Annotated in this window: 7 protein-coding genes, 1 tRNA gene, 1 rRNA gene and 1 pseudogene; 5 read left to right on the top strand and 5 right to left on the bottom strand. The window is 63.3% G+C overall.

The annotated features are described in order from the left end of the window. Window positions 1-11: 11 nt before the first annotated feature. Window positions 12-1,124, top strand: a complete 1,113-nt coding sequence (gene bglB, locus U1H82_RS13185) for a beta-galactosidase BglB (RefSeq protein WP_322965411.1) — start codon at window positions 12-14, stop codon at window positions 1,122-1,124. Then, complete coding sequence (locus U1H82_RS13180) at window positions 1,124-2,626, top strand: MFS transporter (RefSeq protein ID WP_322965410.1); 1,503 nt, start codon at window positions 1,124-1,126, stop codon at window positions 2,624-2,626. The genes bglB and U1H82_RS13180 overlap by 1 nt, the downstream gene beginning before the upstream one ends. Window positions 2,627-2,644: 18 nt before the next feature. Here the strand turns inward: U1H82_RS13180 and U1H82_RS13175 are convergent, their stop codons facing one another. Continuing rightward, complete coding sequence (locus tag U1H82_RS13175) at window positions 2,645-4,576, bottom strand: rhamnogalacturonan lyase (RefSeq protein ID WP_322965409.1); 1,932 nt, start codon at window positions 4,574-4,576, stop codon at window positions 2,645-2,647. A 203-nt stretch (window positions 4,577-4,779) separates the two neighbouring features. Here U1H82_RS13175 and U1H82_RS13170 point away from each other — a divergent pair, with 203 nt between their 5' ends. After that, window positions 4,780-7,932: a TonB-dependent receptor gene (locus tag U1H82_RS13170; protein WP_322965408.1), complete on the top strand. Its 3,153-nt coding sequence runs from the start codon at window positions 4,780-4,782 to the stop codon at window positions 7,930-7,932. Window positions 7,933-7,950: 18 nt separating this feature from the next. Here the strand turns inward: U1H82_RS13170 and U1H82_RS13165 are convergent, their stop codons facing one another. Both U1H82_RS13165 and U1H82_RS13160 read right to left on the bottom strand, forming a co-directional pair. Continuing rightward, the gene (locus U1H82_RS13165; protein ID WP_322965638.1) at window positions 7,951-8,622 is read right to left on the bottom strand and encodes a DUF6250 domain-containing protein; all 672 of its coding nucleotides are present in this window, start codon (window positions 8,620-8,622) and stop codon (window positions 7,951-7,953) included. A gap of 23 nt (window positions 8,623-8,645) precedes the next feature. Then, window positions 8,646-11,381: an exo-rhamnogalacturonan lyase family protein gene (locus U1H82_RS13160; protein ID WP_322965407.1), complete on the bottom strand. Its 2,736-nt coding sequence runs from the start codon at window positions 11,379-11,381 to the stop codon at window positions 8,646-8,648. A 566-nt stretch (window positions 11,382-11,947) separates the two neighbouring features. Between U1H82_RS13160 and U1H82_RS13155 the strand changes: the two genes are divergently transcribed. Together U1H82_RS13155 and U1H82_RS13150 are read left to right on the top strand one after the other, a co-directional pair. Continuing rightward, on the top strand, window positions 11,948-15,619 hold the full coding sequence (locus tag U1H82_RS13155) for a TonB-dependent receptor (RefSeq protein WP_322965405.1): 3,672 nt from the start codon (window positions 11,948-11,950) through the stop codon (window positions 15,617-15,619). 141 nt (window positions 15,620-15,760) lie between these two features. Further along, window positions 15,761-16,168 (top strand): annotated as a pseudogene (locus U1H82_RS13150) (integrase core domain-containing protein); the annotation flags it as partial. 199 nt (window positions 16,169-16,367) lie between these two features. Here U1H82_RS13150 and U1H82_RS13145 read toward each other — a convergent pair. Further along, a tRNA-Met gene (locus U1H82_RS13145) sits at window positions 16,368-16,444 on the bottom strand. Between the two features lie 59 nt (window positions 16,445-16,503). Next, window positions 16,504-16,618 (bottom strand): 5S ribosomal RNA (rrf, locus tag U1H82_RS13140). Between the last annotated feature and the right edge of the window lie 16 nt (window positions 16,619-16,634).

Below are 16,634 nucleotides of genomic sequence, written 5' to 3'. Positions count from 1 at the left end.
AGACGTTTCCCGTGGCAGCCCTCAATCACGACATTCCCCGCGCCGAGGTGACGGCGCAGATCGCCAAGCTGATCGACAACCTCGTCAACATCAAGGACGAGACCGGCGAGTTCCTGCTCCGGCTGGAGGACGGCCGGGTGATCGACACCAAGGGGTGGAACGACTGGGAATGGACCCACGGCATCGGCCTGTTCGGCCTCTACCGCTATTGGGAACAGACCGGCGACCAGGCCGCCTGGGACGTGATGCTCAAATGGTTCGAGGACCGCTTCGCCGCGGGCACGCCGACCAAGAACATCAACACCATGTCGCCCTTCCTGACGCTCGCCAACCTGTACGAACATACCGGCGACCAGACCTATCTGCCCTATCTCGACATCTGGGCCGAATGGCTGATGGCCGATGATGGCCTGCCCAAGACCGAGGAAGGCGGCTTCCAGCACATCGTCTTCAACGACGAGAACCCGCAGGAGATGTGGGACGACACGCTGATGATGAGCGTGTTGCCGCTCGCCCGCATCGGCCAGATCCTGGGTCGCCCGCATTATATCGAGGAGGCCAAGCGCCAGTTCCTCATTCACATCAAATATCTGTTCGATCGGCAGACCGGGCTTTGGTATCACGGCTGGACCTTTGACGGCCGCCACAATTTCGCCGGGGCGCTGTGGGCGCGCGGCAATTGCTGGGTCACGATCGCGATCCCCGAGATCATCGAGATGCTCGACCTTCCGCCGGGCGACGCCTTCCGCACCTTCCTGATCGATACGCTGGCCGCGCAGGTGAAGACGCTGGCCGAGCATCAGGACGAAAGCGGCTTGTGGCACACGCTGATCGTCGATCCGACCAGCTATCTGGAAGCGTCGGCTACGGCGGGCTTCGCCTATGGCATCCTGAAGGCGGTCCGGAAGGGCTATCTGCCGCGCCATTACGAGGCGGTCGGGATCAAGGCGATCCGCGCCGTGCTGGCCAATATCGATGACGCGGGCGAGCTGAAGCAGGTCAGTTTCGGCACCGCGATGGGCGACACGATGCAGTTTTACAAGGACATCGCGCTCACCTCGATGCCCTATGGCCAGAGCCTGGCGATCTGCGCGCTCGGCGAATTCCTGCGGACCTATATCTGATGAGCAGCCCCGCCATCGCCCCCGCCCGTCCGGTCCGCTGGTACAATTTCGCCGCCTATGGATCGAACGACATCCTCGGCGCCGGGTCGATGGCGGTCATCAGCACCTGGGTACTGTTCTTCTATACGACCTTTTGCGGCCTGTCGGCGGCGCAGGCGACGCTGATCTTCGGCATCGCCCGCGTGCTGGACGCGGTGGCCAGCCCGACCATCGGCTATATCTCCGATCGCTTCGGCAACACTTGGGCCGGGCGCAAGTTCGGGCGGCGGCGGGCCTTCGTGCTGGCCGCCATTCCGCTCCTGCCCTCCTTCGCGATCATGTGGGTCGCGGGCCAGAGCTTCTGGTATTATCTCGTAACCTATGTCCTGTTCGAGCTGGTCTATGCGCTCGAGATCATCCCGTTCGAGACGCTCGCCGCCGAAATGGCGAGCGATTACCGGACCAAGGCCAAGTTCGCCGGGTGGCGGATCATGTGCGGCCAGATTTCGGCGATCCTCGCCGCGATCCTGCCCGGCCGCCTGATCGAGCATCTCGGCAAGGACTCGCCCGACACCTACCTGTACATGGGTATATTGTTCTCGGCGCTGTTCATGCTCTCGGCGACGATGCTGTATCTGTTCAGCTGGGAACGCCCGCGTTCGGCTGAAAGCATGGCGCTGGCGCGCGAGCAGATGACACCGCTGGCCGCAATCCGCGACCTCTATCGCAACCTGTTCTCGACGCTGCGCATCCGCGCGTTCCGACTGCATCTGGGCATGTATCTGGGCGGTTATATCAGCCAGGACATCTTCAACGCGGCCTTCGCCTATTTCGTGGTCTTCGCGCTCGGCGGCACCACGCTGGCGGTGTCGAACCTGGCGGGGCTGACCTATGCGGTACAGACGGTGGCCGTACTGCTGGCGATCAACTTCGCGCTGCGCGCCTCGCCCGCCCGCGCCTATCGGATCGCGGTCGGCAGCTTTGCGCTCGGCGTGCTGCTGTTCCTCGGCCTGTGGTGGAGCGGACATGGGGCGAACGGCTGGATTTTCGCGCTGCCCGTGGCGTTTGCCGGACTGGGGCGCGGCGCCCTCAACTACATCCCCTGGGCGACCTATAACTACATGGCCGATGTCGACGAGATCGTCACCGGCCGCCGCCGCGAAGGGGCCTTTGCCGGGGTCATGACCTTCGTGCGCAAGATGTCGCAGGCCGCGGCCCTCATCATGGTCGGCCAGATCCTGCAGGCGTCAGGCTTCGTCACCGGTGCCGCCAGCCAGTCGCCGCAGACCATCCATGCGATCGTCATCGTCATGGTCGGCGGAACGCTGGCGCTGCTCGCCTTCGGCCTATGGGTGTCGCTGCGCTTCCGACTCGATCCCGCGTCCCATGCCGTGCTGATGGACGAGATCGAGCGTCTGCGTGCGGGGGAACGCGAACCCGCCAGCCCCCAGACGCGCGCGGTGGTCGAGGATTTGTCGGGCTGGCGCTACGACCAGCTGTGGGGCCGTAACCCGGTCCTCTGACCGGGTTACGTCACGAACCTATTCCGCCTGATCGGACGGCTTGGTCATGCCGAGGTAAAAGCCGGTGTGCGGCGGTTGATTATAGGCGGTGTTCTGCCATGCGATGCCCGCGCGATAGACCGGGTCCTGCAACAGCGTCGTGATACGATGCGTCGTCGGCCAGGGCGTGGTGTAGATGCGCAACTCGCGATTATCGGCGCTGCGCCATACCACCTCCTCGCGCCAGTCGCCGATCAGGTCGGCCTGAAGTGCCGGAGTCGCCTTCGTCCCATTGTTCGACGACGCCCCCTCCGCCACCAGCAGCGGTTCGACCTGGCCCGTCTTCCAGTTCCATTTCGAGATGGTCGTGCCGTCGAGCAGTTCGCGCAGGAGATCGCCGTCCCACCAGATGGCGAAGTTGGTCTGCTTCGGATGCGGTCCGATCGCCTTGCCGTGCACATCGTACAGATCGGGCTGGTTCGCGCCCCATATCTCTTCACCGACATGGCGCGGGTCGATATCGGCCGACAGACCGCGCCCGGTGTCATGCGTCGCAGGCTTGGTCCACAGGATTTCGCCGGTCCGCGCATCAAGCAGGGCCGCGCCGATACCGCCATTATGCGCGATCTGCTCATGCACCCCGAACTTCTCGAGACCCGGCCGCGATGGATCGAGGTCGCCGACATGCATCGCATCGCCGTGATAGAGCGGCTGCGTCCATAGCCCCTTGCCGTCCGCGCTGACCGCCATCGAGCCATAGATCACCTCGTCGCGCCCATCGCCGTTCACATCAGCGATGCTGAGCTGGTGATTGCCTCGATCCACATAGTCCTGGTTTCCCGGCTGATCTGTGTCGAACAGCCAGCGCTCGGTCAGCTTGCCGTTCCGATAGTCCCAGGCGGCAATCGCGGTGCGCGCATAATAGCCGCGCCCGAAGATCATACTCGGATGCCGCCCGTCGAGATAGGCGACGCCCGCCAGGAAGCGGTCGACCCGGTTGCCATAGGCATCACCCCACAGCTTCGCCATCTGTGCAAAGCCCGGATCATTGCGGGGCCCGCGCGGCGGATCATAGGGTGCGGTCGCCAGCGCGCGGCCGGACAAACCGTCGAACACCGTCAGATATTCCGGCCCGGTCAGGATACGCCCGGCCAGTTTGGCGACCATCCGCCCATCGGCGGTCACATGCGCGCCGGTCTTATCGGCCTGCGGCACCTCTCCGCCATGTTCGCGCCAGTCCGCCTTCGCATCACCGATGACCTGGCCGGTGCCGTCGACCGTGCCATCGGCGGTCTTCATCGCCACCTCAGCGCGCCCGTCGCCATCGAAATCCTGCACGAGGAACTGGGTATAATGCGCACCGGCGCGAATATTGCGTCCCAGGTCGATCCGCCACAACCGCTTACCCGCTAGCGTATAACCATCGATATAGACCGGCCCGGTATAGCCGCCCTGGCTGTTGTCATGCGCGTTCGTCGGCTCCCATTTCAACACCAAGTCGGGCTGGCCATCACCATCCAGGTCGCCCATGCTCGCATCATTCGCCGTATAGCTGTAAGGCTCGCCATCCGGGGTGACCCCGCCCGGTGGCGGATCGAGCGGAATCGACAGATAGCCCTTGGCCCATACCGGCACGGCCGGTGTCATCGCGCCATCGGCACCCGGCACGGTCATGCGCACCGCATAACGACTGGCGATCGTACCCGCCCGGTCATGGAAATTCGTCGACCCCGTCACCGGGGCGGTCGTGATCCGACGCCCGTCGCGATAGACCTCGAACCCGACGCCCTTGGGATCGGAGGACAGGGAGCGCCAGTCGATCAAGACTCCGCCGCCCTCTGCCGGAACCGCGACAACGCCGCGATTGAGCCGCTCCACCTGCCGGATCGGATCAGGTGCGGCGGCCCCGGCAATACTCGCACTCGCCAGTGCCCATATTGCGACGCCACCCGGCCATGTCCGTCGTCTCATCGCATCCTCTCCCGATCGATCCCGCATATCCGTCATCCGCCTGAGCCGAGCGGTGCTGTGACAAGCATAGCAATGTTCAAAGAAATTCCAATTTATATGATTGCATTCCACATTATGGTTTAATATCCTGCCAGCAAATAAGAGGTTCCGTCGCCGTCGATCCTTGAGGACAGGACGAGCAGGGAACCGTCAGGGAGGATGTCATGATGGTTTTTGCTGCTTTCACAGCTCCGCAATCCGGCGCGCGCGCCATCTTGCGCACCTCCGCCTGGAGCGTTCTGGCGCTCGGATTGATCGCAGGCAGTCCCGTCCAGGCGCAGCAGGCGCCGTCATCGCCCAAAGCGACGCCAGAGACGACCGGGCAGGACATCGACGACAAGCTGGCGCAGGATATCGTGGTCGTCGGAACCCGTGCCTCGCTGCAATCCGCGATCGCCCGCAAGCGCGCCGCGAACACGGTCGTCGACTCCATCGTGGCCGACGATATCGCCAGCTTCCCCGACAAGAATGTCGGCGACTCGCTCTCGCGCATTACCGGCGTGCAGTTGACCCGCGACTTCGGCGAGGGGACGCAGGTGTCGATCCGCGGCGTCGAACCCGACCTGAACCGCGTCGAAATCAATGGCCTCAGCCAGGCATCGGCGACCGGCGCCCGCGCGGGCGACTTCCGCGAATTGGCGACCGAACTGGTCAAGTCCATCGACGTCTACAAGGGCTATGCCGTCAATCTGACCGAGGGCGGCCTGGGCGGCACCGTGCTGATCGAAACGCGCAAGCCGCTGGAACTCAAGCAGCCGCTGGCAACCCTCGTAGCCTCCGCACAGCATCTCGACCTGACGCGGGACTGGCGGCCACGCGGGACCGTGGTCCTCGGCACGCCCAAATTCCTGATCGATGGGCTCGGCGTGCTGCTCAACGTCACCTATGACGATAAGACGACGCGTCAGGACTATGCCAGCAATACGGGTTGGAGCCGGCTGGCGGATTTCGATCATTCCGATCAGAAGACGGTCGCCGATCCGCTCTATTCGAACTTCAACAGCTATGCGAGCTGTGCGGGCGTCGGCGGAACGAACGCCAGCAATGCCACTGCGCGTCGCCTGGCATGCGAAACCCAATTCTTCGACTGGGCGCCGAATGGTCCGCGCTATCGCAACCTCGTCCGTCGCGACAAGCGCATTTCCGGCGACCTGACGGTACAATATGAAGTCGCGCACAACTTCCGCGTCTATGCGGAGGCCAATATCAACACGCGCGACCAGCGGCTGTTCGACACCAACTATTCGCTGGACCTCGGCCGGTTCCAGCGGTTCCAGCTCGACCCGCAATTGCCCGCCGGTCTGAACGGCGGCACGTCGCGGCAACAGGTGTTACAGAGCAGCGCGACCGTCGACGCAAATCACGTCGTCACCAGTTACACGACCGCGCTAAACCCGTTGAACCTCGGCACGGCCACCGCACCGACCTATAGCGGCTCCACCAACATCCTGGGCGTCCAGCGGCGCGACTTTCAGTATAATCAGCAATCGCAATATTATGTCGGCGGCTTTGAATGGAATGTCGACCGCGTCAAGGTGAAGGGTCTCATCTCCCACTCCACCGCCAATACGAACGGCGAAACGAACCTTGTCGCGCTCTCGACGGGGATCGCCGGCGTCACGGTGGATACCCGCAATGCCCTTGGCATCCCGGTCTTCAGCTATCCCGGCGGGCTTAATCCCGGCGATCCCAGCATCTATACCAACTTCACCCGTCCGGGTAACTCGCTGGGCATCGCGGGGCCGTCGGTGCAATATCGTCCGACCTATACCGGCAATAGCGAAGACCAGCTCAAGCTCGATGTCGACTGGTTGGTCGAGCAGGGGCCGTTGAAGAGCATCCAATATGGCGGTCAGTTCCGCAGCCAAGACTATATCCTGTACAACGGCGGAGGATCGCGCATCCTGTCGGGCGGCGGTACGGCCAACCCGGTCTATCAGACCGCCGCCAATGTTTCCTACACCACCAACATCGTTCCGACGGTGACGGCACGGTCGACGCCGACCGGAAACGGAACGTACACCAATCAAATGACCGCTGCGGAATATGCGGCATTGCTAAACGCGCTGGGCACGACCAGCGGCGGCGCGCCCCTGTTCACCGGGCTGCGGGGCGCGCCCGCCAATATCCCGAGCCGCCTTGCCTTCGCCAACTTCAATTCGTCGCTCCTCGGCCAATATTATGACCTGTCCGGGTTCGATCACGATCTGCTGTTCGCGGCCAACGGCTTGCCCCAGATCCCGCAGGCCAAGATTTCAGAGACGATCGCCTCGGGCTATCTGATGGGCAACCTCGACACGCAGGTGTTCGGCATGCACCTGACCGGCAATGCCGGTGTTCGCTACACCTATACGCGCGATACCGGGACCGGGACGAACATCAGCCGCGTGACGCGGAACAAGGCGGGGGGCGGAACGGAGACGGTGACGCTGGCCGCGCAACAGCTGTCGCTGAGCAACAGTTACCACGACATCCTGCCCGCCTTCAACGCAGCGCTGGAAATCACGCCCGATCTGGTGTTCCGCGCCAACTGGGCCAAGAACCTGGCGCGGCCCAAGCCGCTCGATCTCGTGCCCAACATCAATTGCCTGGATGATGCGACGATCGCCTCGGCCAACGATGTCTGTTCGGCGGGCAATCCGAACCTGGTGCCCTATCGCGCCGATGCGTGGGAGGTGAACCTGGCCTGGTATCCCAATCGCGACACGCTGGTCAGCATCGGTTACTATAAGAAGTACGAGAAGAGCTTCGTGGTTCCCAACGTGACGCGAAGCAATGTCGACCTGTTCCGGGACGGTGTCCTCTACACCGTGCGTCAGCCGATCAACGGCTTTGGCGCGTTGCTCGACGGAATCGAGGTGAATGCGCAGACCGCCCTCACCTTCCTGCCCAAGCCGTTCGACGGCCTCGGCATTTCGGGCAATGCGACCTTCGCCCGCGCGATCCGTACCAACCTGACGAACACCGCCACCGGCCAGCCGCTCGACGAATATCCTGGCCTGTCCAAATGGACGTACAATGCCAGCATCTTCTACGACAAGGATTGGCTGAACGCCCGCCTCAGCTACAATTACCGATCGGACTGGCTGGTGACGGTGGCCGATTCCACCAATGGCAACAACCCGGTCTATCGCCAGGGCGAAGGCTATCTCGACGGAAAGATCACCTTCCGCTTTCCACAGTGGCATTACAGCCTGTTCATGGAAATGCAGAACATCAACAAGGCCTATTCCCGCAGCTACATCAAGAACATCGGCACCTTGGAAGTATATTATCCCGGTCAGCGTTTCTTCGCCGGGTTCCAGCTCAAATTCTGATGAAGGGGGCCGGATCGGCTATGATCCGGCCCTGTTTCCAGGCTGTAGGCGGGTAAACCGCAGGTTCCGGACGCGCAGATGGCTCCGCGTCGTGCGCAGGCCGAACCAGCCGCTTCGATAGGGTGCCGCATCGTCGAGCGTGAAGAGCCGGTGCCCATCGCGTTCGACCGCGATCTCCCGCCCACGCGCGATCAGGCGGATATGGGTCCAGCGATTGGGCACCAGCATCGCCGCCGGATCGCTTCGGTCATGCTGGGGCAAGAGCGGCCGGTCGCCTGCGCGACCGACATAACGGCGCATTCGCGTGGTCGTGTTCCGGTTGCCGCCGATCCCGACATAATAGGTCTGTAGCATGTCATAGCTGGCAAAGGCGCCGTCCCGCGGCCGGGCCAGTACCGACCCGTCGGCGACCAGGGGATCGCGCGCCATCCAGAAGGCGTTGACATCGCTGACCGCATCATACGCCCCGCCCGCCTGCACGGCCATCACATCATAGTCGATCGCAACCGGCCCGTTCAGCGGACGTCGATACCACAGGGTCACGCCATCGGCCGCGTCGATATCGAGGACGCCTTTCCGCGCGGTGATCTGCGCACCGGGTTCCGCCTCGATCTGCCAGCGGGACAGGTCGTCATGCCGAAACGCATCCGCCCGCCACGACGCTGACGAAGGCGCGGGCGCCGCCAGCATCGCAAGCGCCAGCGCGACACGGATCACGCCCCCTCACCATCCAGCAGCGGCGCGAGCAGCACCAGATTGGCGGTCATCGCCAGGCCCCATTGCGCCGCAGCGTTGGTCGAGATGTCCGGCAATTCGTCGACGGGCTTCAGCACCGCGGGCGGCAGGATCTTGCGACCGCTGTCGCGACGATAGGCTCCGGGTCGATCGTCCGGCCCGATAAACTCGGCCCAGGCGCGTTTGGCGAGGGCCGGATCGTGGCGCTGGACGGCGGCATAGGCGGTGAAGCGCGAATGCGCCTGGGTCAGCCCACGCCCCCTGCCCGCATCGCCCGTCTTGGCACGGAAGGCAGCTTGGGGTGCGTTGTAAAAGGCGCAATAGTCCAGCCACGTCTCCCGGTAGGCGGGTACGTTCACCAGATCGAGCAGTTCGGCCATCGTCTCGAATATGCCGAACACCCCGTTCAGATGGCTCACGCTGACCCGGTCGCCTTGCCCAACGAACCGACCGGAGGCGAGATCGAACGGCGCGCCGCCCGCGAACCATTGTTTCGGCAAGGCCGCCAGCGACTCCATCCCCGCCACGATCCGGTCGCGCCAATGGGTATCGCGCGTGCGCTCCCACTCGGTCATCCAGGCCGCGACCAGCGGCCCCCAGACCGTTCCGAACTGGACGAAGACCTGCCCCGGCGGCAACGGCTTGTCGGCAAGGACCGCCCCGGTCCCGCCGGGCGGCGCAGCACCGCCTATGCGTGCCGTGACCTTGCGCCCGATCTCGACGTTACGCAGCGTCTGATCGCAGTCGATCAGCGCATGCATCAGGTCGCCGCACCGCTCGTCGGCCGCGATATAATAGAAGATACGCTTGAACGCCGCATTCGAGATGCGCGGCTGCTTGGAACTGTCCCCCCAATGCTGCACCCCATGGCGCGTGCCGAAGCCCTTGAAGCGACCGAGATGATAGACATCGACCTCGCTCGTATGGCGGGTCATGGCCTCCGCCATACGGAATATATCGCCACGGCCGGTGCGCAGATAGGCGTACCAGAGCCACAAATCGGTCGACAATTCGCTATTGTCCCAGGCGAAGCCGCCAATGTCGTAGCGCCAGACATGCCGATCCTCGTCATAACTGTGCATGACGTCGCCATAGTTCCAGAAGCCGTACCAGCGACGCTGATCGACCTGGCCCAGATAGAAGTCCAGCTCGCGCGTCGCCCGCGCCTCGACCGATCCGCGCAGACCAGGGCCAGCGGGTGCGGCAGGCCCCCAGATGCCGAATATCCCGGCGGCATGGATGGCGGCATTGGCGGGGACGATACGGGGCGGCGCGACGACCTGCTCCGCCATCTGGACCAGTCGTTCGCGCGGCGGTGTCGCCGGCAGGGCCCAGAGCCGAAACTCGGTCGTGCGGGCGATCCCGGTCGCCTCGCCCCAACCCGGCTCGAAATCCTCATAGGTGATATCGAGGCCGAGATTCTGATGGGCGTAATCCGCCATGCCCATGGTGCTGTGATAGAAGCGCAAATCCATCGCCGGGGCATCGGGCGCATGATACCACAGGCTGAAGCGCGCCGTCTCGCCGGTCGCCCCGGCGACGTCGAGGCCGACCGGGCAACGCTGCCAGAAATCCTGCATGGCGAAGGCGACACCCCCGCTCACGCCACCGATATAGCCCAAGCCCGCCGCACGCCCGCCGCCATCGACGTCGATCCAGCCATGGCCCGACCCTGTCCGTTTGGTGATCGCAAAGCCATCGGCATTGGGCTGGCGCAGGCGGAAATCGCCCCATGCGGGGATATAGCTCAGCTTGTCCCGCACGGCGGGCGCCATGGCGTCCAGCGGCGGCACCGCAACGCCATCGATCTGCGCCTGGCGGAACGCCTTGCCGGGATCACGGCGCAGGCCGGTCAGCGGCCGGACGGCCTCCGCCCATAGCCCCCCATTCTGCCCGACGAAGCGCACATGCCGGTCCAGCAGGCTATCCTGCATCGGCACATCACCCTGCAGTCCCAATCCGCGAATGAAGCGGTGTGCCGGATCGCCGTCGAACACCAGGCTGTGCACGATACGGACCGATGCCGATCCCGCGTGGAAATAGAGGCGAAGTGAAAAGGGCAGCCATTGCTCCCCTTCCCCCTCATGCCCGCCCTCGACCCGGACGACGGCGCGGATCGGCCCGCTCTGTTCGACGGTCACGCGCTCGATCCGTCCGGCATAGCGAAGCAAGCGGGTCGGGTCCGTGGCGTCGGCATCGTCCTCCGAACGATCGAGCGCCGTCGCGACCAGCCCGACATCGCGCAGGACGGCCCTTCCCCCCGTCACCGCCTGGCGGATGATGGCCGATCCCTGCCGCCCGATCGTCCAGACGGTATCGCCGGCCGTGACGGTGATCGCATCGGGCGCTTCGCGGACCTGTACGACACCGGCGGGCGGCATGCCGCGCCCGGCCTCGACCGCCAGTTCGGACGCCAGCCCCCCATTAGCGGGCACGGCATGGCCGGTCCATTTGACAGACCCATCCGGCCACCAAGCGAGTGGCCAGCTCTGAACCGCCTGCGCCGCGCCGCCGCCGCTCAGGCGATACTCGCGCGCCATCCGCGTGCCCCGCGGCCAGGGCTGGCCCCATGTCATCCCTTCATGGTGTTGGGGCGGCATGTCATCGAGCCAATGCGCCGTTCCCGGTGGTGCCGATTGGCGCGCTGCCGCCATGCCCGACGAGGCGGCCCCGGCTGTTCGCGACGGCATCAGCATCGCGGCCGAACTCGACATCAGGAATGTCCTGCGGCTCCAAACAGACATCCGCGTCACCTCCGCATTATGGAATATTAATTCACAATATGAGAGTTGCGCCAATGGGTCAAAGCCTTCCGAGACCCTTGAGCAGGGGTCTTGGGTTTTCAGTGATTGGGTAGGATCAGAACGAGGCTTTGGTCGATCAAGGCACTTGGACGGGCCGGTTGCGCAATGTCTCGGGGCGTATCAGCCGATATCGGTGTCCCGGCCACCCATCAATCTTCCGACCGAATCGGCTTTTTCAACTATGCCTCGTGAGCAATTCCGGGAAAACATGTCAAGAATTGATAGCGATATCATCTCTGCTATCGATACGATCTGGAAGCGCATCGACGAATATTTACACGCGCCCCCAAGGCGCATTCATGACGATTTTGTCATATATTCAACGCGATAAATGAAATTCCATATTTTGGAATATTTCACCGCATATTGACACGAATGTCACTTGCCATTTTAGAGTTGTCCCAGGCTTTCGGGAGCTGCCCATAGGCACCCCAAAGCCAATGTCGGGGGGACCGACGAAACAGGGAGGGGATAGCATGGCGATTCATCGTCGTGGCGGAGCTTTGTCCGCTGGCACGCTCGCACTTTTGATCTCGACAAATCTTACGAGCATCGCAGCGGCGCAGTCCGTTCCGGGCGCATCTGCCGATGCCAACGCCAAGAAGGTTTCGGTCAAGGACAGGAACGATCGAGATACCGAACTCCAGAATGCCGAGATTATCGTCACGGGGTCGCGGGCCAGCCAACAGACCGCCAACCAGCGGAAGAAGAACGCCAAGACGGCCACCGACTCGCTGGTCGCCGACGATATCGGCTCCTTCCCCGACCGCAACGTCAACGAGGCCATCTCCCGCCTGCCTGGCGTCGCGCTGGACCGCAACGATTTCGGTGAAGGCGAAAGCATCGCCATTCGCGGCAACGGCCCCGATCTGACCCGCGTCGAACTGGATGGCATCGGCGTCCAGGGCTCCGGTGGTTTGGGCGCCAGTCGCGGCGCGGACATGCGCGAATTGCCCGCCGAACTCATCAAGAGCGTCGACGTGGTCAAGGGGTCGACCGCCGACATGACCGAAGGGTCACTAGGCGGCGGCGTTCAGATCAAGACGCGCTCGGGCCTCGATTTCAAGAAACCCTATTTCACGCTGCGCGGCGGCGCGCAGATGAACTCGATCGGGAAGACATGGACGCCGGACGTCAGCGGCGTCGCCGGTGGCCGGTTCCTGGACGGCCGGATCGGCGCGATCGTCAGTGGCTCCTATACCGATGTCCAGAATATCGGCCACACCCAGGAAAACACGGTCAGTTCCAACCGCAACTATGCGCGTCTATACGATTTCGACCAGTCGCCGGAAAAGACGTTCACCTATAACCCTGCCACGCTGAGCGGCGACCTGACGGACATTCCGTTTTCAAACAGCCTGGAAACGCCGCGCAGCCTGATTACGAAATCGGCCGGGGCCCAGTCCAAGGCCGAGTGTCTGACGTTGTTCCCGTACAATCCGACGGCCAACCGCAATCAACGATCGCAGCGCATATTGGAACAGCAGAGCTGTCTCAACCAGTGGAACGACGCCACGCCCAGCCTCATTCGCAACATCATGAAGACGCAGCGGGAGAAGCGCTTCGCGTTCGATGCCCGGCTGGACTTCAGGATCAACGACCGGCTGACATTCTATACCAAGGGGACCGTCGCCAACCGCACCGTCCATGACCAGTTCCGCACCCGGAGCCCGTTGACGCTGTTCTTCGCCAACCCGACGGGGAGTTTCGTCGACACGACCACCGGCTATCCTCGGCAGCGCACTTTGTCGTCGAACGCACCGGCGGGTTTTGCCCTGTTCGATCCGCAATATGGCCTGAACAATATCAATGGCAATGCGACGGTCGGCAACGTCTTGAACGTCGTGCCGGACAGCGTCGTCGTCGACGACAAGCACAACGTCACCAAGATGACGCTGACCAACAATTCGGTGAACATCGATCAGATCGAGAACACGATCGATGTGAAGACCAAATATTTCCAGGCCGGGACCGAATTCCGCGGCGAACTGGTCGATATCGACGCGATGGCCGGTCTGACCACGACCAGCAGCAGCCGGACCAACCTACGCACCTCGCGCGCCTATACCTATGGCGATGCGACGATCGCCCTGCAGCCCAACGGGCTATGGGATATCCAGTTGCCCGCCGATTACGACGACAGCGACCCGAACAATTTCGTCCAGCTCAGCGCGCCGCGCTGCATCGGCTCGGGCCGGGCGCCCAGTTGCATCGGCCAGAACGCCGTCGCAGCATCGATCAACGGACCGGCGACGCCCGCCTATACCGTCGGACAGATGCCGCTGACCACGCCGAGCTTCGGGATGACCTTCCGCCCCAGCCTCAGCGAAGCGGAAGAGCGGATCGGCAAGATCGACATTACCTACCGCATCGACAGCTTCATGTCGTTCATCACGCGCGTCAAATATGGCGCGATGTACCGCAACAACCGGATCGATTTCTGGGGCGGCGGCGGATATTCTCCGGTGGGTGCCAAGGGCACCTTCGGGCAGCCGGACTATGATCCGGGCGTGGTCGTACCGACCGCCAATGTCACCAGCCTGTTGCGGGCATGCCAACCGACGACGGGATCGCAGGCCGCAGGCGGATTGTCCTGCAGCTATGGCTATGTTCCCTATACCAATCCGGCAAACGTCCGCTCGGGTATCGAGACCGTCACGCCCGACCAGCTCCGCGCGCTGTTCGCCAGTTCGGTTGAGCAGCCGGACTCCCAGTATTTCGGCAGCATGCCCAATCGGGGCAATCTGCCCTCGTCCTGGCGCGGCATCCTCAGCGACAAGCTGATCCGTGCCACCGGCGCCGGGCAGTTCGCCAATTTCGACTGCCTGAAACAGTGCGAAGGCAGCGACGGCAAGATGTACGACCAGCCGGTCACGCGTACCAACGAAACGATCATCAACCTGTACGGCATGTTCGACTATGCGCAGAAGCTGCCATGGGGCTTCGAGGTCGACGGCAATGTCGGCCTGCGCAGCATCTATGCGCGGGTCAAGGGATCGGGCTTGCTGACGCTGAACGTCATTCGCATAACGCCGTCCTTCAACCCGGCCGATCCCAACGCCTCGGCAGGCATCACGACACAGGTGTTTCAGCAGAACACGACCGCCAAGGCATCGACCTGGGACTGGTTGCCGACCGGCAATATCAACCTGTGGGCTTTCAACCGGACCCTGGTGCTGCGCGCCTATGTCGGCAAGACGGTCGCGCGTCCCCGGCCTGACCAGCTGCTGGCGGCGGGCACCTGCACCATCGACGAACGCGTGACGCTGGACCTTGACGGAGATGGTGACGATCCCTTTGGCTGCCCCGGCCGCGTGGGCAATCCGGGGCTGGCGTCGTTCACGGCCTGGAACCACAATTACAGCGTGGAATGGTATCCGAACCGCGACACCGTTCTGGCGGCCACCTATGGCAAGCTCGACGTCAAGATCGGCGGTGGCATCGGTGTCAACCGCACCGGACGTCCCTTTACAGGCAGCACACAGGTCGATCCGGTCACCGGCAAGCCGATCGCCGACCTCGATTTCAACTATCCCACCTGGCAGAACGGCCCTGGGTTCAAGCGCGGCATCTGGGAATTCTCGGCCAAGACCGCCTTCACTTTCCTGCCCTGGTTCCTGCGGTACACCGGCGCCGATGCCAACCTGTCGCTATTGTCATCCAGCGACTCCGGAACGCAGGACCCAACGACCGGCGATTACATGCCACCCCTCAACGAGTCGCGCTACTATATCAACTCGTCGCTATGGTATGACGACGGCAAGCTCAACATGCGCATCGCCTATCAAAAGCGCAGCTCGGTCTTCCGCTGCATCACGCCGTGCGGAGGGAACACCGGCGACATCAACTATCCCGGCGACAACTGGACCAATGTCCGCCTGGTCAGCCCCGGCTATAACCCCGGCTTGCCCCAGTTCAAGGACCAGACCCAGTTCATCGACGTCAAGGTCGCCTACAACTTCACCCGTGGGTTCCAGCTCTATGCCGAAGGCCGCAACATGACGGGTGAGGTCCAGACGCTTTCAACCGGGCAGTACCAGACCTTCGGAGACGGCAGGCCCAAGATCATGCAGCTCGCCTATGGCGGTCGCCGCTTCCTGATCGGCGGGCGGCTCTTACTGGGCCAGGGCGGGCGGCGCGCACGATAATCGTGCAGGGACGTGCCGCACCTGCCTTCACCAAGAGGCAACGGCACGCCCTTTCATTTGAAGCGGACGAGCTGCCTAGATGTCTGGTCCCGGCGATTGATGGCGCATTATCGGCTCCGGCCTGGAAGGATGCGCTATGGGACCGATCTGATTGCCGAGCGTGGCAAGCCGAAGATGATCGTCAGCGACAACGGGACCGAACTGACGTCCAACGCGGCGCTCGCCTGCTCCGGCGATGCCGGCATCGAGTGGCATTACATCGCGCCGGGGAAGCCGACGCAGAACGGGTTTGTCGAAAGCTTCGACGGTCGCATGCGCGACGAACTTCTAAACGAGACGCTGTTTTTCACGGTTCGCCAGGCCCGCTCGATCCTGGCGCGCTGGGTCGACGACTACAACACCGAGCGGCCACACTCCTCGCCCGGCTACGCTACGCCGGCCGCATTCGCTGCCGGGTTCGAACAGCAACGGGCGGGGTTAACCCCGCCCGTTGCTTCACCTGCGCTTATGCGCGACCACACCGGTCGGTCTCTCGTTGTCGCTCGATGAAAGACCGGGGTCACGTCAGACCGAGCGGTACGCGGGCAGGCCGCATCGATCCTGTCACGGCTACCGAGAGCGTGACGATCTATCCGGATGAGCGGGATTGCCCTGCGGCGGAGGTGATGGCCAGCGTGGTGGCTTTGGTGGGGCATGCCACAAACGGCAACGCCGCCCGTTGGGGCGGCGTGAGCGGTTTCGATAGGAATGGTTGCGGGGGCAGGATTTGAACCTGCGGCCTTCAGGTTATGAGCCTGACGAGCTACCGGGCTGCTCCACCCCGCGCCAAGAAGGTAAGGTGGTGGACAAGTGAATGGGTTTTTGTTGTGTTCGCGGACTGTAATGCCTGGCGACGCCCTACTCTTCCACTGCTTGAGCAGTAGTACCATTGGCGCAGTCGGGTTTCACGGCCGAGTTCGGGATGGGATCGGGTGGGACACCGACGCTATGGCCACCAGGCAATAGAGTCCGCGAA

The sequence above is a fragment of the Sphingomonas fuzhouensis genome (assembly GCF_034659795.1).
Taxonomy (GTDB): Bacteria; Pseudomonadota; Alphaproteobacteria; order Sphingomonadales; family Sphingomonadaceae; genus Sphingomonas; species Sphingomonas fuzhouensis.
This window is presented reverse-complemented; position numbering and strand designations above follow the sequence as displayed.